Genomic DNA, 25,334 nt, shown 5'->3' with positions numbered 1-25,334 from the left:
CCGGACTTTCCACAAACGGAAAGCCCGGCTTGTTGTGTTTATGCGCCCAATGGGTCAGCTACCTCCCAAATCCCGAAATCGCCGGCAAAGACTAAACCCCAAATCCGTTAGCGGACTTGGGGCTTAGCGATATTCTTCATCTTAAACCCAAATCGGTCGTCATTAGACCGAAATAGGTGAGTTATTATGATTTTATGACTTCTTTCCAACTCTTGTCAGCGTTTCTTTCGGCATCTTGCTTCCATTCGCGTTTCGCCATAGCCCGCTATGGCTTCAACGAGAATGTCGCAACCTGCTCGAAACAAACACTAACAAGAATTGAAATCTAATGACCGATTTGGGTTAAAAGTGGCATTTGTGGGAGTGTGTGGTGTTAGATTCTCTGCACCTGTTTCACTCCCTTCACCATCTTCAGCTTCTTGATGAGCGCCTGCAAACGTGTAGTGTCTTCCAACTGCACAACTAAGTTGCCGGAGAAAAGGCCATCGTGACTGTCGATGTTGATGGAGCGCATCAGAATCTTCTCTTCTTTCGATATGATGCTTGTGATGTTGGATATGATGCCAATGTCGTCGTTTCCTATCACCTTCAGCGTGGTGGAGTATTGCGACGTGCCCTTTCCGCTCCATCGGGCGCGCACGATTCTGTAGCCAAAGCGTCGGCGCATTTCGGGTGCGTTGGGACAATCGGTGCGGTGGATCTTAATGCCGCCGCCCGCCGTTACGAATCCAAAGATCTTATCACCATAAATGGGGTGGCAGCAGGAAGCCAAATGGTAATCGATGCCCTTGAGGTTCTGGTCGATGGTAAGCACGTCGTCGCTTTGGCTCGACAGGTCCTCGACAGGTCCTTCGTACTCAAACTCCTCTGCCGAGCGGGCCTCGTGTTCCTTGGCGTGGTTTTCCTGATAGTTGCGAATCTCCACATACTTGTCGATGATGTCGTTGGGGTCGAGCTTTCCGTCGGACACTTGCTTGTAGAAGTCGGACACCTCCTTGAATCCCATCTTCTTGACAAGGTGGCCCATGATGCTCTCTTCTATCTCGATCTTCTTGTTCTTGAAACGGCGTTCCAGGAGTTCCTTGGCGTACAGGCCGTCCTTGACCTGGGTTTCCTTTAAGGCCAACCGTATCTTAGCACGCGCCTTGGCTGTGGTGACAATGCTGAGCCAAGCGTGCTTGGGCGTTTGGTTGCTTTGGGTGAGAATCTCCACGCTATCGCCCGAGTGCAACTCCTGGCGCATGGGCACCACTTTTCCGTTGACACGCCCGCCCACACAGGTGTTGCCGATCTTCGAGTGGATGCGATAGGCAAAGTCGAGAACGGTGGCGCCTGCGGGGAATTTGAAGAGGTCGCCCTTCGGGGTGAACACAAACATCTCCTCGGGGGCCAACGTCATCTTGAAGTTGTCCATCACCTCCATATTGTCGCCTGCTTCGAGCGCAGCCCGAATGTTGGCCAACCACTCGTCCATTTGGCCACCGCTCTTGATGCCCTTATAGCGCCAGTGGGCGGCCAGGCCGTGCTCAGCGATGTCGTCCATGCGCTCCGTGCGAATTTGCACCTCCACCCATTTGCTCTCAGGTCCGAGCACCGTGATGTGCAAACTCTCGTAGCCATTCGACTTGGGCACCGAGAGCCAGTCGCGCAAGCGCTTGGGGTTGGGCTGGTACATGTCGGTCACGATGGAGTAAGCCTGCCAACACAGTTGCTTTTCGAGGTTATAGGGCGAGTCGATGATGATGCGGATGGCGAAGAGGTCGTAGATGCCCTTGAAACCGCACTTCTGCTTCTTCATCTTTTGCCAGATGGAGTGGATCGACTTGGTTCGTCCCTTCATGTGGAACTTCAAGCCTGCCTCAGTTAGCTTCTCCTGTATGGGGGCGATGAACTGCTGGATGTAGGCGTCGCGCGATTTCTTGGTGGCGTTCAGATCTTCCTTGATCATGTAGTAGGCGTCGTGCTCCAAGTATTTCAGCGACAGGTCTTCCAACTCGCTCTTCAAGCCGTAGAGGCCCAACTTGTGGGCCAGGGGGGCATAGAGGTAGCTGGCCTCCTCCGACACTTCATGGCGTGCCTCTTCTTGCTCCACGTCACGTATCTGTCGCATGATGTTCACACGATCGGCAATCATGATGAGGATGACGCGCATGTCCTCGGCAAAGCTCAAGAGCAAGTTGCGGAAATTCTCGCTCTCGATGACGGGATTCTTCTCGTAGAGCTTCTGAATCTTGGCCAATCCCATAACAATGCGTGCCACATTCTCGCCAAACAGTTGGTCTATCTCCTCGTGGTCGTCGTCGTTAGCAACGCTTCCATATAATAAGGTGGCAATTACTCCATCGCGGTGGAGACCAATCTCGTCGACGGCAATTTGTGCGGTTTGCAGCGATGTGAGGATGGGGTTGAGGCCAAATACGTCGCGATGGACATGCCCGGCAACGATGGCTTGGTGGATATATTTTCGAACTTTCTGTTCATCGTGATTTTCCAGAGAGCTGCCGATGGCTGTACGCAGATACTGAATGATCTTGACTGATGTCCTGAATTCCTCTGGTGTAAATTTGAATGTCTTTTCCATGGGCAATTTCTTGTTGTGTGTTTAATGACAATCTCTCTTCATGCAAAGTTATGAAAAAATGAAGATGCGGAGAAAAGGAACTAACAAAAAATTGTTAACTTTGCATAAGTAACACCTTAATACGCCGCCAACAACTTGTTGGGCGCGTTGGTTGTTGGGGTGGGCATGGGTCCGCTTGGAAGACGTGAGAGCGATAAGATCAATACATACCGACTTTTAAAATAATCATGACATGGAAAGAATCGCATTGATTACCGGAGCGACAAGTGGAATAGGGCAGGCATGCGCCCGCCGATTCGCACAGGGTGGGTACAACCTGATACTCACGGCGCGCAGGGACGACAAGTTGCAAGAGGTTAAGCAGCAATTAGAGAAGGAAGGAGTGGAGGTGCTCACGTTGACCTTTGACGTGAGAGACCGCGAGGCTGCCCATAAGGCTTTCGCCAGTTTGCCCGACGCGTGGAAGAACATCGATGTGCTGGTTAATAACGCCGGATTGGCACGTGGCCTTGAACCCGAGTATGAGGGCGACTACCAGGATTGGGACGAGATGATCGATACCAATGTGAAGGGTCTGCTCACCATGACCCGTTTGGTGGTGCCGGGAATGGTGCAGCGCAACAAGGGCCATGTGGTGAACATCGGCTCGGTGGCAGGCGATGCTGCCTATGCGGGCGGAAACGTGTATTGCGCCACTAAGGCTGCGGTGAAAACCATTAGCGATGGCTTGCGTATTGATGTGGCCGACAGTTGCGTTCGCGTTACCAATGTGAAGCCGGGCTTGGTGGAAACCAATTTCTCCAACATCCGATTCCATGGTGACGAACAGCGCGCCAGTCATGTTTACGACGGCATTAAGCCCCTGACGGGCGACGACATCGCCGATGTGTGCTTCTACGCCGTAAGCGCTCCGGCCCATGTGCAGATTGCCGAGGTGCTTGTGTTGGCCACCCATCAGGCCAGCGGCTCGGTGGTGAAGCGTAATGTGTAAGCCCAAATAGGTGTAATGAACGATTGGGGAAAATAAGCTCACGGACGTTCATCCTGAACGCCCGTGTGCCCCTTATAACTTAAAAATTGCAAAGAAACGGATGATTTCTTTGTGTATATAGCAGATTTCATTATATTTGTCCTTCGTTATGGGCATATTGTATATCGTACCCACTCCTGTGGGAAATATGGAGGACATGACCCTTCGCGCCATCCGCATCTTGAAGGAGGCCGATGTGGTGCTTGCAGAAGACACACGAACCTCGAGTGTCCTTCTCAATCATTTCGACATTCACAATCGCTTGGTGTCGCATCATAAGTTTAACGAGCACGGCACATCGCCCGCCTTGGTTCAACGCCTGCTGGCTGGCGAGACGATAGCGTTGGTGAGCGATGCGGGAACCCCTGGCATCAGCGACCCTGGCTTTTACTTGGCGCGCGAGGCCGTGAAGGCGGGGGTCACCGTGCAGACCTTGCCTGGCGCCACGGCGTGCATTCCTGCGTTGGTGTCGTCGGGCTTGCCGTGCGACAGGTTTTGCTTCGAGGGCTTTTTGCCGCAGAAGAAGGGTAGGCAAACCCACCTTGAGGAACTGAAGTCTGAGGATCGCACCATGATTTTCTACGAGTCGCCCTACCGATTGGTAAAGACATTGAAGCAGTTTGCCGATACTTTTGGAGGCGACCGGCAGGTGAGCGTGGCTCGCGAGGTGTCGAAGGTGCACGAGGAACATGTTCGCGGAACGCTCAATGAGGTAATAGCCCATTTCGAGGAGGTTGAGCCCAAAGGCGAAATCGTCATCGTATTAGCGGGTAACGCGGAAGCCAACGAAACGGTGCGAAAGTCATCGGGCAAAGCGAAGGTCAAGCGCGAGAAGACCAATGAGGAACTCTTGCACGAGATGCTTTACGGAAAGAAAAAAGATTAACGCTATCTATCTAACCTAATACTAAGAATATGAAAAAGTTGTTGTTGATTTCAGCCGTTGTGACATTATGTATGGCTATGGTCGGTTGTGGAGGAAAACGCCCGCCGCAGACCACTTACCAGCGTGTGGCCCCTAACGATTCGTTGGAAAAAATCATTGAGCAACGCGACAATGAACTCAACGACATGATGGCTACGCTCAACGATATCCAGGAAGGTTTTAGGGCCATCAACAAGGCTGAGAACCGGGTGAACATTGCCAAAGATGGAGAAGGAGCGGACAAGACGCAGTTGATTCGAGAGAACATCAAGTTCATATCGAGCAGGATGGATGCGAATAGGGCGCTGATAAAGAAACTTCAGAAACAGTTGAGAACCAGCGGTTTTAAGGGCGATGAGATGAAGAGAACCATCGAGAATATGCTGAAACAACTGGAGGATAAGGACCTGCAGTTGCAGCAGTTGCGAGCCGAGCTCGACGCCAAGGATATTCACATTGCAGAGTTGGACGAGACCATCAACAACCTGAACAGCAATGTGTCGAACCTGACGAGCGAAACTGAGCAGAAGACACAGACCATCAACAGCCAAGTGCAACAACTCAACACCGCTTGGTTCGTGTTTGGAACGAAGAAGGAGCTGAAGGACCAGCACGTCATCGTGGATGGTAAGATTTTGCGGTCGAGCTTCAACCATAACTATTTCACGAAGATAGATATTCGTGTTACGAAGGAGATTAAGTTCTACTCGAAGGCTGCCAAGTTGCTGACCAATCATCCATCAGGTAGTTACGTGTTGCAGCGCGACGCCAATCAGCAGTTTGAATTGCGCATTACCAATCCCCAGCAATTCTGGAGCACCAGTAAGTATTTGGTGGTGCTGGTCAAATAAGTTAGGTTGTGAACCCTCAAAATGTATAAACGCCTTTGGGCAAAGCAAACGGTGGTGCCTTCTCGTTCCTCCTGTTTGCGGCATAATAAGAAGCCAGTTCTTGTGTTACCGAGTTGTCGCAAGAACTGGTTTCCTTATTTGTTTTGTTGGGATAGTTCTGAAAAATCTGTGCTTACTTTTAGTTGTGAAATAGAGTTCGCAAATGCCTTTTTGGGGGCATAAAACGGTTGCGTTTTTCCTGAGAGTCTACCATTGGGCATGACTTGAGTTGCGGTTTGGCATGTATCGAACCTCGATAGCTTCCCAATCGCGGTACGGTTAGGCGTCTCTTGTGGTGCGATTAGGCATCTTTCACAAAGATAGAGATATGATGTTGAGTGTTGAGTCGAACAATTGCTTGATAATCTGTTGTTAGTCAGTAGATTACCAAAAAGGCATGAGAAACGCGTATTTGCGGCCAACAATACTCTTGTTCAAAAGAAATGTGTAGTTCTTGCTATAGTTTGTTGCGTAATTTGCAGCCTGAAGTTCCCTTGGGAGGGTTATCGTTTCGTCCTAAAAAACTGCTGCATGATGTCGCGACATTCGGCCTCGAGCACTCCTGTAAGAACGTTGCACTTAGGGTGAAAGGCGTGGGGAGCCAATCGAGCATATCCTCTTTTTTCATCAGGGGCGCCATACACCACACGCTTAATTTGGGCCCATCCTATGGCGCCGGCGCACATGACGCAGGGTTCCACGGTGACATATAGCGTGCAATCGGTGAGATATTTGCCGCCGAGCAGGTTTGCCGCCGCCGTGATGGCTTGCATTTCGGCATGCGCCGTAACATCATGCAATGTTTCGGTGAGGTTGTGGGCACGGGCGATTATCCTGCCACGAGCAACGACAACAGCGCCTATGGGAATTTCGCCTTCCGCCAAGGCTTGGTTGGCTTCTTGAAGCGCCATACGCATGAAGTGTTCGTCGGTTTGTTGTTGGGAGGTGATAGGCATGATGATGAATTTTCAGCAAAAGTACGAATAATATTTTGAAGAGTTAATGATTATTGCTATTTTTGCAAGAAAATCATCATCGTCGATATGGCCGAACACAATGATCTGGGAAAATGGGGCGAGGAGTATGCTGCCGTTTATTTGCAGAAGCAAGGATATGTCATCTTGGATCGCGACTGGAGATATGGCCGCAGCAAGAGCGATATAGACATTATCTGCAAGACTCCGGATATGAGAACCGTGGTATTTGTGGAGGTGAAGACGCGCGCAACAGAGCAAATACTGGCACCAGAAGACGCTGTGAATGTGCAAAAGGTGCGCCATATAGGAAGGGCCGCCCACAATTATGTGCAGATGTACGACGTTGTGGAAGAGTTGCGGTTCGACATATTAACGATTATCGGCCGCAAAGGCAGCGATGATATACAAATCAATCATATAGAAAATGCTTTCAATCCTCTCCTTGTATAACAAGCTTGTCCGCAAAGGAAACTCGAAAGAGTATGTGCTCTATGAGATGGACGAGACCGACAGCACCAATCTGCGTGTGCGCGAGGTGGCGCAGGCCAATCGGGCGGCAATCGAACAGGCGAAAGCCTTGGCGGTTGTGCTAACAACGGATTTTCAGACCGCCGGGCGCGGTCAAGGCACCAACACTTGGGAAAGCGAGCGAGGCAAGAACTTGCTGTTCTCCATCCTTGTTCACCCTTCGATGGTGCCCGTGCAGAGCCAGTTCCTGCTCTCCATGATGGGAGCATTGGCGCTCAAGGAGGCTTTGGACGCTTATGTGGCTGAGGGAATTACGCTGAAATGGCCCAACGACATATATTGGAACGACAAGAAAATTAGTGGCACGCTCATAGAGACCTCCCTTTCGGCCGGACATATCAAGGACTGCGTGTTTGGGGTGGGGCTCAACGTGAACCAAGCTTCTTTCTCAGATGCGCTGCCCAACCCTGTGTCTTTGAACCAAATTGTTGGGCACGAGGTGGATAGGGGAGAACTGTTGGAGAAAATCCTATCGTCGTTCGTCAAATACTACAAGATGATCGAAGAAGGTTCCTATGGCGACATTTCGGCCCTCTATCATGAGGCCCTCTACAGAAAACATGGGTTCCATACATATCGAGACCGGGAGGGCGTATTTGAGGGGGCCATTGTTGAAGTGGAGGACAATGGGCATTTGGTGATGCGCGACCGTGAAGGGCGCATTCGGGTGTACGCCCTGAAGGATGTGCAATTTGTGATTTAGACTTATCTTTCTAACAATTATCATATTAAATTATGGCAAGATTCAATCGTATACTTCTCAAGTTGTCGGGCGAGAGCCTGATGGGAAAACAGAGTTATGGCATAGATCCTGAGCGTTTGGCTGATTACGCTCGCCAGATTAAGGAAATCCACGAGATGGGAATTCAGATAGGTATCGTCATTGGGGGTGGTAACATTTTCCGTGGCTTGACCGGTTCTCAGAAAGGTTTCGACCGTGTGAAGGGCGACCAAATGGGTATGTGCGCCACGGTTATCAACTCATTGGCCCTCAGTTCTGCCTTGGGTGCCATTGGCGTGAAGACCAAGGTGCTGACCGCCATTCGCATGGAACCCATCGGTGAGTTCTATAGCAAGTGGAAAGCCATTGAGGCCCTTGAGAACGGCTATGTCTGCATCTTCTCAGCAGGCACGGGCAGTCCCTATTTCACAACCGATACGGGCAGCTCTTTGCGCGGCATTGAGATTGAGGCCGACGTGATGCTCAAGGGCACACGTGTTGACGGTGTGTATACGGCCGACCCCGAAAAGGATCCTCAGGCTGAGAAGTTCACCAAGATTACCTATAAGGAGGTGTTGCAGCGTGGATTGAAGGTGATGGATCTAACGGCCATTTGCATGTGCCAGGACAACCATCTGCCCATCTATGTGTTCAACATGGACGTTGTGGGCAACTTGAAGAAAGTGCTCGACGGTGAGGAAATAGGAACGTTGGTTTACTAACCATTCAACCGATAGACCCACAACCACCTACCCATCGATACAATTTGAGTGTCGGTTGGTAGGTGGTTGTTTTATTTATATAAAAACGGGACTCACGCTCCCCCCGGCAGACGTAGAGTCCCGATAAATCGTGATAAATACGAGTAATCGTGATGATTATATTTTTCCTTATTACTAAAATCTCAGTTACCAGGTTAGTTTTACAAGGAAACTCTTATTTCAATCAATTCTTGATTACAATGGCAAATTTAATGCATTTTTCCCATTTATGCAGTTTCATTGATAGTGGTAATGGTTTCATTTATACGAAAAAGGAGTTTCATTCCTACGAATGAAACACCTTTTCTTTCCATTGTCCGGGTGTCATGCCTGTTTTCATCTTGAACACCTTGTATAAATGGGCATGGGATGAAAACCCACATTCGGACGAGATGGCGTCGTTGTTGAAATGGGGACGCTCCAACAACATTCGCTGCGCCTCTTGGAACCTTATGTCGCTGAGCCACGTTCTGAACGAACTCTTCAGGTAACGTTCGAAATATCGGCTCAACTCGTTGCGTGGAACGGATATCCTACTCGATAGTGTCGACATGTTGATAGAGGAGTCTCTAAACCCGCCGGTCTCACACCAGAGCTTTAGTTTGGTGGCTATTTCCGTAGCCCTCGTCTCAGATAAGCAGCCGTCTTCATTGGTGTCTTCTGCCTTAATGGCATTTTCCGCGGTTTCTATGCTCGGCGCTTCCTCTTGCATGGCAATATCAACAGGAACCATATTGAAGCCATATCCGATAAAACTCATGATAAAGATGAATAGGGCGATAAGCATCATGGGGAAAATGATTAATAGCAAGGGGCGGTAAACGATGGCGGTGGTCAATATCAATACTGCGGCAGCCGTTAGCAATGCATAGCACGACCAAGTGTACTGGTCGTAGGGTAGAAGGTCGGCCGACGACTCTTTCTCTATGATTTTCCGATGATGTCGGATTTCTCTGCCCGTTGTTACAAAGCAATAAAGCATGCTCAGCACACAGAGGGCAATCATCACATATGTCAATGAGCCAATGTTCAAACTTCTATATTTGATGAAACCGATTAGGAACACCAAAAGTATGAATGCGTAACTTCCAAAGCCCACGATTTTATATTGTCGACGGCCTTCGCGAAAACAGATGACGTTGAAGATGGCGTACGAAACCGTAATGGAAACGGGCGTATAGAACAACACGTTGACCACAGCTCCACTCATGTCGCTTTTGCTCCGAATGTCAAACGTCATTTGAAGAACGTAATGGATGGCCAGAAACAGCATGGAAGCAAAGATGAGCCAGCGAGACGTTTCGTAGCGTTGATGGATCCATCGAATTTGAAAGCGTGATACTGCTAACATCAAGGCCAACATGGTAACCATGGTGCAACTAAGTAATTGTATGATGAATAATGTGCTCATGGCAAGCTGGTTAGTTTGCGTTACATCCTTCTTTAGGAAATAAATTGTAGATTCATTTCAGTTTGGCCAATTGGCAGACAGGCCTTCGCACTCTTGGGGTAGAGCGTGAAGGCCCGTTGTTATTTTGCTTGAGCGGCTGCTCCCTTGTTGCTAATGATGGATACCAGGACATAGAGCGCAATGATGATCCACCAAGGCTGTAAGAGGCCCTTGAATCCGCTGTTGATGATGCTGGCGATGAGGATGGCAGCCGACAGGCCAATAAAGCTATACCGTATTTCGTTGCCCTTCCATCCCCAATGCTTGAATTTCAATGCAAACATGGGAATCTCGGAAATGAGAAGCCAAGAAGTTATCAGCATGAGGATGATAAGCAGGGCAAATGTGAAGTTGTAGCTTTCGAGCCAATCGCTGCACGAGATGATAAGCGAGCCCCAGAACAAGGCGTTGGCTGGGGTGGGCATGCCAATGAAACCCATCGATTGCCTTTCGTCAAGATTAAACTTGGCCAATCGCAAAGCCGAGAAGGCCGCCATGATGTAGGCCGCAAAGGGCAAGATGGACGAAATGGGATCGAGCGCAGAGGGCAGGTCCAAAACGAGCAATTGGGAGAAGAGAATAGTGGACGGCGCTACACCAAACGTGACGTCGTCGGCCAATGAGTCGAGCTCCTTTCCGATAGGTGATGAAACGTGCAAGGCACGGGCGCTCATGCCGTCGAAAAAGTCGAAAACCGCTCCAATGATGATCCACATCATAGCCAACTCGGGCTCGTGAAAAAACGCGAAACAAGTAGCTATGCATCCCGAGATTAAGTTGCAACATGTGATGCTGTTGGGAATATGCTTCTTGATGCTCATGGTCAATCTTATTTTTATTGTTGATCCAAATGGATGATTCTGTTCGACTCTGTTGAGGGGCTTATTTCAACTTGGCGATGATGGTTTGGTCGCCAACGGTCTTTTGCCCCATCTTCACGCAGATCTCTGTTCCGAGAGGGAGGAACACGTCAACACGGCTTCCCAGCTTGATAAAGCCAAGATGCTCGTCGATATAGCAATCTTCGCCCTCCTGAGCATAGGTGACGATGCGACGAGCCATGGCACCAGCTATCTGGCGGCACAGGATATCTGTTCCGTCCTCTGTGGTAATCATGATGTCGGCGCGCTCGTTCTCCTCGCTGGCTTTGGGCAACCATGCCTTATGGAAGTTGCCATCTTTGTGGTGAACAAACTTAACCTTTCCGTCAACGGGGAACCAGTTGGCGTGAACATTAAACAAGCTCATGAAAATGCTAACCATGATTCGTTTGTCGTGGAAATACTGGTTTTCCTCGACCTCCTCAATGACGACGATCTTTCCATCTGCGGGAGCAACGACAATCTTGTTGGTGTCCTCAACGTTAAGGTATCGTATGGGACACTGGTAGAAGTTGAGCACAATGCCATAGATGACACCAAAGACGGCCAGGAAGATTCCAAAGGGCCATTTGGTTTCAAAACTGTACCATAATCCGGTGGCTACTACAATAATAAATATGAGGCTGAATACGAGCGTGTCGTTTCCCTCGCGATGGATTCGCACTTTTTTTAGTTTCTTGATTCTCTTACCCATTTTTAGTAGGTGTTGGCTATTTCTTGCAAAGGTAAGGGTTTTTTATTTATGTGGCAAATTTTTAGAGGGTTCTTTTGGCTATGTCGACATTAAATAGTAACTTTACCGCTCAAAACGCCGATATTCATGGAAGATTTTATACATTTACACGTTCACACCCACTATTCCATCCTCGATGGCCAATCGAAGATACCTCGTTTGGTAGACAAGGCTGTTAAGGATGGCATGAAGGGCATGGCCATCACCGACCACGGTGTAATGTATGGCATCAAGGAGTTTGCAGACTATTGCGCGGGGGTCAACAAAGGCCGGAAGAAAGAAGGTCTTGAGCCGTTCAAGCCCATCTTTGGTTGCGAGATGTATGTGGCCCATCACCGCAAGGAGAGCAAGAGCGCAAGCGACGGCGACAAATCGGGCTATCACTTGATAGTGCTCGCAAAGAATTTCAAAGGCTATAAGAACTTAATAAAGTTGGTTAGTCGCGCGTGGGTCGATGGCTTTTATTTCAAGCCAAGAACCGACCGTGGGGATTTGGAAAAATACCATGAGGGCTTGATTATCTGCTCGGCGTGTATTGCAGGTGAGGTGCCCGCCAAGATACTGAATGGTGACATTGAGGGGGCCCGAGAGGCCATAGAGTGGTATCGGCGTGTGTTTGGCGAAGACTACTATTTGGAGATTCAGCGCCACGAGGTGAAGGATCCGCATCAGCGTGCCAATCGCGAAACATTCCCGTTGCAACAGCGTGCCAACAAAGTGATACTTGAACTTGCCAAGGAATATGGCATCAAGGTGGTGTGTACCAACGACTGCCACTTTGAGGATCAAGACACGGCCGAGGCTCACGACCACTTGCTCTGCCTTTCCACCAACAAAAAGCTTGACGATCCAAGCCGCATGCTCTACACCAAGCAAGAGTGGTTTAAGACTCGGGCCGAGATGAACGACGTGTTCTCGGATGTGCCAGAGGCGCTCACTAATACGCTCGACATATTAAATAAGGTGGAGATCTATAGCATCGACCATGGACCCATCATGCCTTTTTTCCCGATTCCGGAGAGTTTTGGCACAGAGGAATTGTGGCGCCAAAGGTACTCGGATGAGGAAATCTATAAGGAGTTTACGACCGACGAGAATGGCCAAAATCCCTTGCCACCCGAGGAAGGACGCAAGAAGATAGAACTGTTGGGCGGTGTCGACAAACTTTACCGCATTAAGTTTGAAGCCGACTATTTGGCTAAATTGACATACGAGGGAGCCAAGAAACTCTATGGCGACCCTGTGCCCATGGATGTGTGTGAGCACATCAACTTCGAGCTTCACACCATGAAGACAATGGGCTTCCCAGGTTATTTCCTTATCGTGCAGGACTTTATCAATGCTGCACGTAACGATTTGGGCGTATGGGTAGGTCCGGGCCGTGGCTCTGCCGCAGGATCTGTGGTGGCTTATTGCTTGGGCATAACCAGGATCGACCCGCTGAAATACGACTTGCTGTTTGAGCGTTTCCTTAACCCGGACCGTGTGAACCTTCCTGATATCGACACCGACTTCGATGATGACGGAAGAGGTAAGGTGCTTCGATGGGTGATGGATAAGTATGGCCACGAGAACTGTGCCCACATCATCACTTATGGAAGTATGGCCACGAAGAACTCCATTGCCGATGTGGCGCGTGTGGAGGAATTGCCGCTCGACCGGACGAATGCCCTCAAAAAGGCCATTCCTGAGCGTCTGCCAGACGGCATGAAGATGAATCTGACCAATGCCATCAAGTGTACGCCTGAGTTGCGCGACGCAGAGGTGTCGGTCAATCCGAAGGAACGCAATACCATTAAGTATGCCAAGCAGCTTGAGGGTACGGTTCGAGGGGTTGGTATTCACGCTTGTGGTTTTATCATTTGCCGCGACCCCATCAGCGATTGGGTGCCCATCTCTACGGCCGACGACCCAGATTTTCCCAACCTGAAGTGTGCGGTAACGCAATATGATGGCCATGTCATCGAGAGCACCGGACTGATCAAGATGGACTTCTTGGGGCTGAAGACGCTCTCTGAGTTGAAGGAGGCATGTAAGGTCATCAAGCAAACACGTGGCGAGGACGTAGACATCGACAATATTCCCATCGACGACGAACTAACTTACAAGTTGTACCAGGAAGGACGCACTATAGGTACGTTCCAGTTTGAGTCGCCGGGCATGCAGAAATACCTTCGTGAGTTGCATCCTACTGTGTTTGAGGACCTCATCGCCATGAACGCGCTTTATCGTCCAGGCCCTATGGATTACATTCCCGATTTTATTCGAAGGAAGCATGATCCGAGTTTGGTGCAGTATGATATTCCCTGCATGGAGAAATATCTGAAGGACACTTATGGCATCACAGTCTATCAGGAGCAGGTGATGTTGCTTAGCCGTCAGCTTGCAGGATTCACTCGTGGTCAGAGCGATGCGTTGCGTAAGGCCATGGGTAAGAAGAAGAAAGCCATTGTAGACCAAATGCACCCCTTGTTTATCGAGGGAGGCAAGAAAAATGGCCACGACCCGAAGGTGCTTGATAAGATTTGGACCGATTGGGAGAAATTTGCTTCCTACGCCTTCAATAAGTCGCACGCCACTTGCTACTCTTGGGTGGCTTACCAGACGGGATACCTCAAGGCCCATTACCCTGCCGAGTATATGGCTGCCTTGATGACACGCCGTTTTGCCATTCGTACGGAGATAGCCAAGCTCATGGAAGAGTGCAAGTCGTTGGGCGTCGAGACGTTGGGCCCCGATGTCAACGAGTCGTATGTGGGCTTTGGTGTGAACGACAAGGGCGCCATTCGCTTTGGTCTATCGGCCATTAATGGCATGGGTAGCAGCGCCGCCGATATGATTGTGCAGGAAAGGCTTGCCAACGGGCCATTTAAGGACATCTTCGATTTCGCGGAAAGAGTGAGCTTGAAGGATGTAAACCGTAAGTCGTTTGAGAGTCTTGCCCTGAGCGGTGCTTTCGACTGCTTTGGGTTGATGCGCGAGCAATATGTGGCGCCCAACGGCAAAGGAGAGGTGTTCCTCGACACTTTGGTGCGCTTTGGAAAACAATACCAGCAGTTCAAAGTCGCTGCCGCCAACTCCCTCTTTGGCATGTCGGACGATGTGGGATTCACTACTCCCGCCATTCCCGAAGCTGAGCCGTGGAGCGGCATCGATCGGCTGAATAAGGAGAAAGAACTGGTGGGCATCTATCTTTCCGCTCATCCGCTCGACGATTATTCGCTGATATTGCATAAGATGTGCAACACGCTTTGCAAGGATGTGGTGAAAGACAATTACGAGGAACTGGCCGGTCGTGAGGAAATCACGTTTGGTGGCATTGTCACTCATGTTAACCAAAGGTTCAACAAACAGGGAAAGCCATTTGGCATTGTCACCATCGAGGACTTTGAGGGGCCTGGAGAAATAGCCTTGTTTGGCGAAGACTGGGGCAAATGGAGCGGCATGCTCACCGAAAACTGCTCGGTGTATATCACAGGCAAGTGCGATAAGCGGTACGCAACCAGCAACAACTTTTATTTTAACATCAATAGCATCGAGTATTTGCAAACCGTTAAGTCCGAACGGGTCAGCCGGTTTACCATCAATGTGAATGGCAATGATATTGACACGGCAATGGTGAACGACATCTTGACGACAATGGGAGACAAGCCTGGAAAAACGGAATTGTACTTCAACATCAAAGATGATGAGAACAACACCAACATATTGCTTAAGTCGTCGGCAAGACCGATTGAGGTGAGCAAAGAACTGGTGAACTATGTGGATCAAAATGACAAACTAAGTTATTCGGTCAATTAAGCATACGGCTTGGATGAGCGGAAAAGAACTTAGAAATAAACAATAATATGATGAAACTGACAATCAGATCATTAGACACAATTCGTGAGACGGCACATGAGTTTGTCGCCAACATGGGGCAAGCCAGTGTGTTTGCTTTTTATGGAAAGATGGGAGCAGGTAAAACAACATTCGTTAAAGCCATCTGCGAGGAGCTTGGGGTGGAGGATGTCATTACGTCTCCAACATTTGCCATCGTCAACGAGTATCAGTCGACAAAAACGGGAGGTCCCATTTACCATTTCGACTTCTACCGAATCAAGAAACTTGACGAGGTCTATGACATGGGCTACGAGGATTACTTCTATAGCGGAGCTCCGTGCTTCTTGGAATGGCCGGAACTTATTGAGGAAATTCTGCCGAACGACGCTGTCAAAGTGACAATAACTGAGCAAGAAGATGGCACGAGAATCGTGGAGTTTTAGCTAGATTGTAGCTTGAACAAAATGACTTAACAATTTGCGTAACAAAAAGTTAATTATTCACTATTAAACAATAATATTCAATGGAAGTACAGATTACTAACGAGAATTTCGAGACTTACAGACACGGCGAGTTACCTTTGGTGGTTGACTTGTGGGCTACTTGGTGTGGTCCTTGCCGCATGGTTGCACCTATCATCTCTGAGCTGGCACAGGAGTATGACGGTAAGGTTGTCATCGGTAAGTGCGATGTTGAGGAGAATGATGATGTGGCCTCTGAGTTTGGCGTTCGTAACATTCCCACAATTCTCTTTTTCAAGGGTGGACAACTTGTCGACAAGTTTGTGGGTGCAGCAACCAAGGGTGTGCTCGAAGAAAAAGTAAAGGCTTTGTTAGACTAAGCCCACATCCTGAAATCATCATTAAGTGATGATTACTGGCCATTTTCCTGTCGAATCACAGGGGTGCACAACGTATGGATTAGTGCTTCCTTAGGGTTCAACAGAGAAATGGCCTTTTCAGTTTGGCTCATATTTCTCTTTCGGGTAGGACCACACGCCTACAGGTAAAACAAACCTATTGCGTGGGATTGATAATATAAAATAGTTTACTAAAAACTTTAAATTAGTAGACGAAGTCTTTTCGTATATTCTTTAGATTTTTTATCGTGCGCATACGCATATCTGCACGATAAAACGTCCAAAGACGTTCAAATTAGGACACAACGCCCCTTTTCCCATCGCTGTCGACATCTTCCACGCAGTCACCGCCACAGAGGGAACACGCCAGACATGGCTGACATTATCTCGTCCCACTGGTAGCCGTTGTAGGTAGAACTGCGAACACCAAGAGAGCCGTTGACGACTTTGGCAAGTGAAAGCGCATAAAAAGCCTTGCTTGCGTAATAAATTCCTCCGAAAGGAGTGGTTTTCTCAGATTTTTGTTTACCTTTGCCATATGTCAGATATTCTTTATTTGAGTTTTAAGCAGCACCAAGGTAAGTGAATTTCCTGACATATGCAAGCATAGGATAATTTGTTGTTATCCAATGACTTGCTTTCCTGTAAAATTATAAGTCTGCTAGTTTAAGGAAAAACCTAATAAGATGAAGTCTACGAGATTGTTGTTTGTCATGCTTTGGGCGTGGCTCGCGCTCTCTGTTCAAGCACAAGAGGGAGCATGGAAAGGTGAACTGGATTTCCAGGGAACCAAGTTGCCATTGGTGTTTCATTTTGCTGATAATGGTTGCACTATGGATTCGCCTTCGCAGGGTGCCAAGGGTATTCCAGCCCAAAGGGAAATTTTGGCCGACGGCACCGTTCGTGTGACAATAGCGGCCATTGGTGCTACTTTTGAGGGAAAGAACGACGGAAATGCAATTCGTGGAACTTTTACCCAAATGGGGATGGAATTCCCTTTAATCCTTATGCCCGGAACTTTACAAGTAAACCGTCCACAGACTCCAGTTCCGCCCTTCCCCTATAGGGAGGAAACGGTTTCTTTCGCCAATGATGGTTTCACGTTTGAGGGGACGTTGGTGTTGCCGGTCCATTGTGATAGAAATACCCCTGTGGTGGTTATGGTCACGGGAAGCGGTCTGCAAAACCGCGACGAGGAGATGTTCGGCCATAAGCCATTCGCTGTGATAGCCGATGCGCTGGCTCGGCAAGGCATAGCGTCGTATCGCTACGATGACAGAGGCTACGGTCTTGAGGGATATCAGATGGATGCGTATACCACTGGCGATTTTGCGAGCGACGCGCAAGTAGCGTTGAGACTCATGCGGAAAAGATTTGGCAAGGTGGGTGTCCTTGGGCATAGCGAGGGTGGAACCATCGCACTCATGATGGCAGAACAAGGAATGCCTGATTTTATAGTTACTTTGGCGGCCATGGCTGCCTCGGGTAAAGAAACGTTGATGAGACAGAATCGTGCCAGTATGGCCTCATTGGGGCTATCGCAAGGTATCCTTGACACTTGTTGCGCTGTTGTGCAACAGGCTTTCGAAGTGTTGGCAGAAGGGAAGAAAGTGGAACAACTGTCGTTTGAAGGCGTTCCAGCTGAACTCAAGCTGGTCTTAGAGAGCTCGGTCAAGCAGTGCGACACGCCCTATCTTCGCTATTTGCTAAATGTTGATGTTAGCAAATCGCTTGACAAGGTAAAATGTCCAGTTTTGGCTTTGAATGGTACGAAGGATACCCAAGTGGATTGTGCGTCAAACATTCAGGTGCTGGAGTCGGGGCTTATTAACAGCCGGCATGAAATTAAGAAGTTTGAAGGTTTGAATCATCTTTTCCAACATTGCACAACAGGTAGCGTGCTCGAATATCAGCAAATAGAAGAAACCATTGCGCCAGAGGTGCTTCAGGCCATCATAGGTTGGTTGAAAACTTTGTAACGGTATCATTTTCTCCGCTTCAATACGAGGGTTTGTGTGGCGACGAAGGGAAACTCTCGTACCTGAGCGTTGACCTAATGTCTGTAAACCACACGGAACAGGCCTTGTTGTAATGTGAAACAATGTGGTGTTTTCGTTTAGCCAGATGAGGGCAGAGAGTGCCCGGGTCTAGCAGTGGCGTCAAAAAACAGGGAAATGCTTTGTTCCATGGGAGAAAGAGCGAGGGTATTCATGTAAAAAGGCTTGCAGTCTCACGACTACAAGCCTTTTCAAAAAATGATTGCTTTATACGTTATTATTGTAAGAGAGATCTGATTTCTGAGAGAGGACGCTCCTCCTGAGTACCGTCAGGACGTGTTACCATGAAGTGGTCGAAGGCTGAACGGCCGTTAACATACTTGACCACAGCAACGCCGCCTTCGCGAAGTTGAACGGTGAAATAGCCATTGCGCTTGCCGTCCACATACTTGCCGTGGAGTTTCTCCTTGCCATTGGCGTAGTAGGTGACAACGTCACCATTGAAGATGGTGTTCTTGTCGTTGCCGAGGTCTACGAAGTTGTAGCCGCCCTCTGCCTTCAAGGTGCCATCCATATAGTAGTCCTTGAATACGTCTTTCTTGTCGACACCATTGCCCTGGGTCATCAGCAGGCGATAATAGCTTGCCTGACTGGCGTCGGAAACGCTCAACTGGTCAGCAGAATAGTAGATGGTGTCGGCTACTACTACAGCGTCGTTACTCACATGCTTGCTGGCGAAAGTTGCGACAGACATCAGCATCATCATCGAAATCAAAGCGATTTTTTTCATTTTAGTACCTCCTTTAAATTTTTAGTCTTGGTTTAATTTTCTGGTGCAAAGGTATACAAAAAATATGTATCGGCAATGATTTATTAACACTATTTTATAATTAATTTTCGATTCAGAAAAACTGAAAGTGCCTAATCGGCTTTCGGTTTAAAAAATGCAATATTTAACATCCTGCGCTTACATTTTTATTATGGTGTCCGCAAACAAAGGCTTATAAAAGGGCTATTGCTTTACAATATGTTAGTTTTGATGGGAAAAACGACACTTTGGCATTGTTACTCATATTATAATATAAAGAAGGAATGTGATTGAAATGTAAATATTCGTGATTCAATTTACAAGTTGACATAAGTCAAGCGCTGCTTGCTGACTAAGTGTTTCGTCTATCCACCTTTCTGTGTATTTATGCTATCACAATGCCTTTTTTGCGTAACAGGAATCTTTTGTAGATTGGTGCTTATTTCTAAAACTGGTGAATAAAGTCGCTGTTTGTAGTTAAAACGATACAAAACAGCAAAACCAGCTGCCTAAGTGATGTTGTGCTTAAGCTGCTGGTTTTGTCAAGGGTTCCCTAACCAACATGGTGGTTGGGGTAGGGTTAGGGGTTACAGGTTTTATAGCGAGCGTTTCCAACACAACTGTTGGGCATCTGTATGTGGAGCATTTCGCAGATGGTGGGCGCGATATCTACTATGTACGAAGGCTCGCTGGTTTCTCCATGCTTTACATTCCAACCAAATAACACGAACGGGATGTGCGAGTCGTAGGGGTTCCATTGCCCATGGGTGGTTCCTTTGTAGTCTGCCGATTTGTCAACGTTTTCAAATCCCGCCTTGGGCACATAGAACAAGTCGCCACTGCGTTTCTTGTTGTATCCGTTCACGATGCGCTCACGGATGGGCTGGGGGATGGATGTGGTAAGCGCTTTGTCGTAATCCACAACATACAGGATGTTTTCGTCTTTTTCCAGTTCCTTGATTACTGCGGCCTTTACCTCATCAATCGTTTTGCCGTTTTTCTCTATCAGTTGGTGGTTAAGGTAGATGCGTCCAGCATCTTCTGCCTCAATCACGTCGCCAGCAATATCTAAAATGTTGCTGAGTCGATCCCTCATTGATTTCCAGGAAGTCCATGTCTCCAGGCCTCCTGCGGGTATCTTGTGATCTTTTAGAAAGTTGGGATTGTGCGAGGCGCCATGGTCGGCTGTGAGGAAAAACAGGTAGTTGCCACGCCCCACTTTATCGTCCAATACCCTCAGAAAATGCGCCAACTGGCGGTCGAGCTCCATGTATGTGTCGTAGTTTTCCTTTCCTCTCGTTCCGTATGTGTGTCCGATGGCATCGGTCGACGACACGCTGATTGCAAGAAGGTCGGTTGCTCCATCCTCGCCAAGATGTTCGTTGAGAAGCGTAGCCTCGGCCATTTGGAAGGTTTTAACTATACCAATGGGCGATGTCTTCACATCAGTTCCGGGCTTTACGCACAATTGTTTGTTCGTCTTTTTAACCCAATTTGGCAATTCGTTCATATAATAGGATGATGTGATGAAGTGACCTGCCGATTGGTCCCACCAATAAGCCGCATCGGCGGCGTGACCTGCTGGCAGAATTGCTGCGCGGTCTTTGAGAGCCACGCCAAACACCTTGCCTTGAAAGTCAGTGGCTATCTTTAACATGTCGCCAATACCCGTTGCGATGAGGTTGCGGGGTGACATCTTTCCTTCGCGACTGTTAGATCCCACACTCTTCACGGTTGAGTCGCCACAACAATACATTTTTACGCCGTTCTCGTAGAAATTGTTTCCCGCAATTCCATTCAGTGCCGGGACGGCTCCTGTGTAGATGCAAGTGTGTCCAATGGAGGTGACGGTGGGCACGTAGTTGATCATCGTGTTCTCGAAACTAAAGCCTTCGTCGACCAAGCGACGCAAACCTCCATCTTGGAATTGGTCGTAATAATAATAAAGGTAGTCCCATCTCATTTGGTCAACTACTAAACCGACGATCAATTTGGGACGCTGAATGGCAGAAAAACTTGGCAAGGCCAAGGCTGCTGCAAAGAGAAATGAGATAATCTTTTTCATGAATCGCATAAGATTTGAATGTATTTGATAATATTTTTCAATTTGTGTATTTGGCTTTGACATACAGTTATGTATGGTGTCGGACGTTCACGGTTGAGTGCAAGGCTATACCCATTGTTTTCATTAAACAAGATAAGCCCGATCGAGTGTGCTCGAGCGTTGCCATGATGAGAATTGTTACCGGATACGGGAGCACTTTTCTTGCAAATATACGTAATTTTCCACAAATTGTTAGCCAGCGGTGTGCGATATTTTGCCTATACGCCACAATTTTTGGTTAAATACTGTTAAATACCTCATTCCAATTCGTCTAAGTTTCATCAAATCAAAATAAATCCTTAATTTTGCATCAACAAAAATGATGGTTCCGTAGCTCAGTTGGATTAGAGCAACAGCCTTCTAAGCTGTGGGTCTTGGGTTCGAACCCCAACGGAATCACTTTGTGACCCCATGCGGGTCACATCGGAACAAAACAACGTTAAAGAGGATTCTACTTCGGTAGTATCCTCTTTGTTGCTTATATACAGTTAGTTACGAGCGAGTAACTTGAAATTCAGACAGTTATTTAGAGGACGAGCGTAATGTCTAATTAACGCAGCGGATTTGAACCTGGTGCTTTGATGATGACATAACGGGACACAACGATACATAAATGTGTGACACTTTGTGTGACACTTTCTAAAAACGTGTGACACTTTCAGCCACTAAATATCTGAATTTTCGATTAATTTGTAGCGATAACGCAAGCTGCAAAGCCAATTATCTATAAATCAGTTTATATTTAACTTATTATGTTTTGTCATTTCATTTATTATTGTTACATTTGTAGCGGTAATCAAAGATATAGCACAATGGCAAGGCCTATAAGCGATGAGACGGCTCACAAGGTGACGCTTCACATCAATAATGGATATAGATATGCTACACTACGTCCACGTGTAACGAATGAGGCAACCGGTAAGCGCATGAACAAAAGCATTCATTTAGGCACGGTGACCGAAAGCCTGAAGTTCATTCCAGGCAAGGCATACCTCTACATGCCTCCTGCCGAGCGAAAACAATTGGTATTCCCACAGGGATGGGATTTGAGTGAACTTGACTCTTTGCCAAGCACGAGGAAAGCAGGGAGACCCTCCTATAATGGAGACGCGCAGAACCGTCTGTATGGCGACGTGTGGCTTATGGAAAGAGTTGCAGAGAAGACCAAGATACGCGAGGACCTGGAGAAGGTGTTCGAGGGAAACAAGGAGAAAGTGGATGACATCATGACGCTTGCCATGTTCCCCTATATTTCCAGCTATTCTTACAGCAGGCTCGCTCGCTGGCAGAGATACACCAAGACTCCGTCCGCGCGCGAAATGTCTCCGGGAGACATTACCCGTCTTACGCAGTCAATCACTGAGAAAGACCGCCAGGCCTTATTGCGCCTTCGTTCAGAAAGAATTGGAAAGATGGAGCTCTGTGCTGTTGACTCCACAAGCAGGTCGGCTTACGGGAGCAGCCTGGCCGACATACGCTGGGGGCACAACAAGGAGAACATTGCCTTGGCGCAGACGAATGAAGTTGTAGTCTATACTCTCAGCAACCACATGCCCATCTATTACAGGTCGTTTCCCGGTAATATCCCTGACTCACGCACAATGGGTGTCATCCAGTCCGACCTGCGCTGTGCCGGTTTTACGAATTACGTAATGATAACGGACAGGGGCTATGGGACAGTGCAAATCCTTGAGGACAACATTCTTCATGACCAGTCCGCTATAATGTGTATGAAGACCGGCCACAAGTTTATCAGCGACAAAATAGACGGCCTTGGAGACTTCAATGTCCGTCCGGACGGAATGGAGATAGACCTTGACAGCAAGCTGTACTACAAGCAGTACGACATTGACTACAAGGTACATGGAAAGGGCAAGTACGAGAAGGCAGCAAGCAAGATGCGCCTGAATCTCTTCTTCAATCCGTCGTGGAGGAGCGAGGGGCAAATCAACATAGACATGAAGGTCGAAGGGCAGAGAAACAGTCTTCAGCAGATGATTGATGGCAAAGAGGAAGCCCCTGACGATGAGACACTTAAAAGGGACTTCTGCATGTTCGACGTAAAACTGGACAAGAAAAGACATGTCGTGTCGTTTGAGAAGAACGAGAAGAAGTACAACGACTCACTCAGACTTTTAGGGTTTGTCGCCATTGTAACGCTCGGGCTGGATCTGACGGCACCGCAAGCTCTGGCTCACTATAAATTGAGAGATGAGCAAGAGAAGTACTTCCAGCAGATGAAGACGGAGATGTGTTCTGACAGGCAAAGAAACTGGAGTGAAGACGGTAAGACCGGCAGGCTGTTCGTCTTGTTCGTCGGACTGGTCATCGGATCATATATCAGACACATCTGGAAGACGACAGGCCTTCACAGCATGTTCGCCTCTTCGCTTGACATGCTTGACGAGATGAGAAACATAAGATGTATCGAGCGGCAGGGGCATGCCACCAAGATAACGCCTTTTGTCGGGAAGCAGGTAGAGATTGCAAAGGCTTTTGGGATTGACATCCCAGTCGGGTGTGAACCGGGATACAAGTCGAAAAAGGTAGGGAGAAAAAGAGGAAGGCCAAAGAAAAACGAGTCGTAGTAGGTTATCGCTACAAACTAATTGAAAATTCAGACTAAATAGGGTCTGCTGAATTATTATCTGTTCACAGACAGAGGGTAGCAGACGTAGCCCCTCATAGCGACGACAATGATGAAAAACCGCCAGATTTCGGTCAGGGCAAGACAAAGTTCCCTCAGGAACTTCATCACGTTTTTGACGAAGTAGCACATTCCCGTCCAGCATCGTGCTGTATCTGGAAGCTTGGCTCTTATGTCATTGGCTCGATAGATTCTCTTGCCAGTACCGAATGAGCATTCGATTTCATTGCGCTCCCCGATGGCTTTGGCCATTCTGGATTTCATCTCATCTGAAGGAGGATCCTTCGGCGGTCGCCCTAACGGTTTGCAGTACGAATGGATTTCAAAATCACCAAGTATATCTCGGTTTGACCTGTTCAGGTAAATCTTATCCGCAAGGATGGTGGCCGGAAGGTAGCCGAAGCGTTCTTTGAAAAGTTGAATCTGTAGCAAGAGGTCCTGGCTCTCGTTGTAGGCATCCCAGCTGTGGTGGTCGATGAACGTATAGCCCTCGACAATGCTTGCACCTATCTTGGCCCCGAACTCAGTCCTTGCCTTGGCCTTTCCACGGACAATGGCACGGACGTGTGGCTGAAAGATGCTCAGTATGCGGTCTGCACAGGTATGAGTCTTTGACCTGTACATCTCCTCCTGCTGATGGTACATCTTGAGGATGGCGGTCAAGGTGCGTTTCTCATATGAGAACAGACACTCGTAGTACATCTTGTTCTTCGCAAGCAAGTCCATCAGGATGCGGATGTCCTTGCGCAAGTAGTTGAGCGTCACCCCGATAGTATCACGCACCATCTTGCCTTTCTTCTTGGCTTTCTTGACAAGCTGAAGGTATGCCTGACGTGCATGCTTGTAGTTCGTGCGTGGTTTGTGTAGTTCAAACATCTCGCACACCTTCATAATATAGTCGGTAACCTTGCGGCAGCCGTCATGTATAATATCAACGTCAACAGGATAGCGCATCTCGGCATCGGCGCAGGTGGCATCAATCTTCAGCACCCCCTTGTGCTCGCGACCTTGTGAGTCGGTGAAGGATGCGGCATTCGAATCCTCTGGTTTCGGAGTCGGCGGGTCCTCAGCATTCTTCTTCGCCTCTTCCTCCTCACGCTTGCGTTTCTCTTCAAGAAGACGCTTCTGCTTGTCGAGAAGCTTGACGGTCATCTTGTTGAGTTCTTCCTCAGAGATTCGCTTGCGTATCGTGACAAACAGGCTTGGGTCGAATATAGGCTTGTCGGTAAACCCATGCAAACCACAAAAGTACTGCATGTAGGGACTCTCTCTGATAATCTCGATGGTCTCGGCGTCACTCAGGTTTAGCTTGTGCTTGATAATCATTGCGCCGAGAATCATGCGTGCCGGCTTGTTACCAGCACCTTGCTTCTGATTGTCCAACCTTGAGTTGTATTCCCTCTCAAGTTCCGTCCATGGAAGAAGGTCACCGAGAGCCACCCATCGGTTTTTCTTGTCCAGCTCATCAAGGGATGAGCGGAGCAAACCGAGGTCAAGTTGCTTGTATTTTGGAGCGTAAAACTTCATCTTGCTATGGAATTAACGATATAAAGATACGATTTTCTAGTTAAACAAACGAAGAAATAAAGTTATATAAACTTAAATATCAGAGAGTTATAA

Annotated in this window: 19 protein-coding genes and 1 tRNA gene; 12 read left to right on the top strand and 8 right to left on the bottom strand. The window is 48.2% G+C overall.

Translation table 11 applies throughout. The features are described from left to right. Positions 1 to 373: 373 nt before the first annotated feature. Complete coding sequence (locus tag KM934_RS08430) at positions 374 to 2,581, bottom strand: RelA/SpoT family protein (RefSeq protein WP_215760177.1); 2,208 nt, start codon at positions 2,579 to 2,581, stop codon at positions 374 to 376. A gap of 232 nt (positions 2,582 to 2,813) precedes the next feature. On the opposite strand from KM934_RS08430, the gene KM934_RS08425 reads away from it, so the two are divergent. The 3 genes from KM934_RS08425 (at position 2,814) to KM934_RS08415 (ending at position 5,387) form a co-directional block, all read left to right on the top strand. Next, a complete protein-coding gene (locus KM934_RS08425) occupies positions 2,814 to 3,572 on the top strand; it encodes an SDR family oxidoreductase (protein ID WP_215760176.1) in 759 nt (252 codons plus the stop codon). Positions 3,573 to 3,720: 148 nt separating this feature from the next. Beyond that, the gene (rsmI, locus tag KM934_RS08420; protein ID WP_215760175.1) at positions 3,721 to 4,497 is read left to right on the top strand and encodes a 16S rRNA (cytidine(1402)-2'-O)-methyltransferase; all 777 of its coding nucleotides are present in this window, start codon (positions 3,721 to 3,723) and stop codon (positions 4,495 to 4,497) included. Positions 4,498 to 4,526: 29 nt separating this feature from the next. Further along, the gene (locus tag KM934_RS08415) at positions 4,527 to 5,387 is read left to right on the top strand and encodes a Cbp1 family collagen-binding glycoprotein adhesin (protein ID WP_215760174.1); all 861 of its coding nucleotides are present in this window, start codon (positions 4,527 to 4,529) and stop codon (positions 5,385 to 5,387) included. Positions 5,388 to 5,929: 542 nt separating this feature from the next. Here the strand turns inward: KM934_RS08415 and KM934_RS08410 are convergent. Beyond that, complete coding sequence (locus KM934_RS08410; protein WP_215760173.1) at positions 5,930 to 6,382, bottom strand: nucleoside deaminase; 453 nt, start codon at positions 6,380 to 6,382, stop codon at positions 5,930 to 5,932. Between the two features lie 87 nt (positions 6,383 to 6,469). Here KM934_RS08410 and KM934_RS08405 point away from each other — a divergent pair, with 87 nt between their 5' ends. From KM934_RS08405 to pyrH, 3 genes are read left to right on the top strand one after another with little or no spacing between them, the layout of a single operon-like run. Beyond that, complete coding sequence (locus KM934_RS08405) at positions 6,470 to 6,853, top strand: YraN family protein (RefSeq protein ID WP_215760172.1); 384 nt, start codon at positions 6,470 to 6,472, stop codon at positions 6,851 to 6,853. Beyond that, complete coding sequence (locus KM934_RS08400) at positions 6,828 to 7,634, top strand: biotin--[acetyl-CoA-carboxylase] ligase (RefSeq protein WP_215760171.1); 807 nt, start codon at positions 6,828 to 6,830, stop codon at positions 7,632 to 7,634. Before KM934_RS08405 ends, KM934_RS08400 begins: the two co-directional genes overlap by 26 nt. A 32-nt stretch (positions 7,635 to 7,666) precedes the next feature. Beyond that, positions 7,667 to 8,374, top strand: coding sequence for a UMP kinase (gene pyrH, locus KM934_RS08395; RefSeq protein ID WP_215760170.1), 708 nt, complete (start codon positions 7,667 to 7,669; stop codon positions 8,372 to 8,374). 325 nt (positions 8,375 to 8,699) lie between these two features. Here the strand turns inward: pyrH and KM934_RS13160 are convergent, their stop codons facing one another. From KM934_RS13160 to KM934_RS08380, 3 genes are all read right to left on the bottom strand, one after another. Then, complete coding sequence (locus tag KM934_RS13160) at positions 8,700 to 9,653, bottom strand: AraC family transcriptional regulator (RefSeq protein ID WP_252344947.1); 954 nt, start codon at positions 9,651 to 9,653, stop codon at positions 8,700 to 8,702. A 290-nt stretch (positions 9,654 to 9,943) separates the two neighbouring features. Further along, positions 9,944 to 10,684: a CDP-alcohol phosphatidyltransferase family protein gene (locus KM934_RS08385; protein WP_215760169.1), complete on the bottom strand. Its 741-nt coding sequence runs from the start codon at positions 10,682 to 10,684 to the stop codon at positions 9,944 to 9,946. A 61-nt stretch (positions 10,685 to 10,745) separates the two neighbouring features. Continuing rightward, entirely contained in the window at positions 10,746 to 11,438 is a 693-nt protein-coding gene (locus KM934_RS08380) for a phosphatidylserine decarboxylase family protein (protein WP_215760168.1), read from the bottom strand. Positions 11,439 to 11,564: 126 nt separating this feature from the next. On the opposite strand from KM934_RS08380, the gene dnaE reads away from it, so the two are divergent. The 4 genes from dnaE (at position 11,565) to KM934_RS08360 (ending at position 18,137) form a co-directional block, all read left to right on the top strand. Continuing rightward, positions 11,565 to 15,278 (top strand): DNA polymerase III subunit alpha, encoded by a 3,714-nt coding sequence (gene dnaE, locus KM934_RS08375; RefSeq protein WP_215760167.1) that lies wholly within the window; start codon positions 11,565 to 11,567, stop codon positions 15,276 to 15,278. 50 nt (positions 15,279 to 15,328) lie between these two features. Then, complete coding sequence (tsaE, locus tag KM934_RS08370) at positions 15,329 to 15,742, top strand: tRNA (adenosine(37)-N6)-threonylcarbamoyltransferase complex ATPase subunit type 1 TsaE (RefSeq protein ID WP_215760186.1); 414 nt, start codon at positions 15,329 to 15,331, stop codon at positions 15,740 to 15,742. An 80-nt stretch (positions 15,743 to 15,822) separates the two neighbouring features. Next, complete coding sequence (trxA, locus tag KM934_RS08365; RefSeq protein WP_215760166.1) at positions 15,823 to 16,140, top strand: thioredoxin; 318 nt, start codon at positions 15,823 to 15,825, stop codon at positions 16,138 to 16,140. A gap of 704 nt (positions 16,141 to 16,844) precedes the next feature. Next, positions 16,845 to 18,137 carry an alpha/beta hydrolase gene (locus KM934_RS08360; protein ID WP_215760165.1) on the top strand — a complete coding sequence of 431 codons (1,293 nt, stop codon included), beginning with the start codon at positions 16,845 to 16,847 and terminating at the stop codon, positions 18,135 to 18,137. Between the two features lie 295 nt (positions 18,138 to 18,432). Here KM934_RS08360 and KM934_RS08355 read toward each other — a convergent pair whose 3' ends face one another. Together KM934_RS08355 and KM934_RS08350 are read right to left on the bottom strand one after the other, a co-directional pair. Further along, positions 18,433 to 18,945, bottom strand: coding sequence for a toxin-antitoxin system YwqK family antitoxin (locus KM934_RS08355; protein ID WP_215760164.1), 513 nt, complete (start codon positions 18,943 to 18,945; stop codon positions 18,433 to 18,435). Positions 18,946 to 19,543: 598 nt separating this feature from the next. Further along, complete coding sequence (locus KM934_RS08350) at positions 19,544 to 21,028, bottom strand: alkaline phosphatase family protein (protein WP_215760163.1); 1,485 nt, start codon at positions 21,026 to 21,028, stop codon at positions 19,544 to 19,546. A 363-nt stretch (positions 21,029 to 21,391) separates the two neighbouring features. Here KM934_RS08350 and KM934_RS08345 point away from each other — a divergent pair. After that, positions 21,392 to 21,466: transfer RNA gene (locus KM934_RS08345), tRNA-Arg, on the top strand. 527 nt (positions 21,467 to 21,993) lie between these two features. Further along, positions 21,994 to 23,655: an IS1634 family transposase gene (locus KM934_RS08340; protein ID WP_252344946.1), complete on the top strand. Its 1,662-nt coding sequence runs from the start codon at positions 21,994 to 21,996 to the stop codon at positions 23,653 to 23,655. 56 nt (positions 23,656 to 23,711) lie between these two features. On the opposite strand, the gene KM934_RS08335 is transcribed toward KM934_RS08340, so the two are convergent. Continuing rightward, the gene (locus KM934_RS08335; protein WP_215760161.1) at positions 23,712 to 25,241 is read right to left on the bottom strand and encodes an IS5 family transposase; all 1,530 of its coding nucleotides are present in this window, start codon (positions 25,239 to 25,241) and stop codon (positions 23,712 to 23,714) included. Positions 25,242 to 25,334: the final 93 nt, after the last annotated feature.

Source organism: Hallella faecis (genome assembly GCF_018789675.1).
Lineage (GTDB): Bacteria > Bacteroidota > Bacteroidia > Bacteroidales > Bacteroidaceae > Prevotella > Prevotella faecis.
This window is presented reverse-complemented; position numbering and strand designations above follow the sequence as displayed.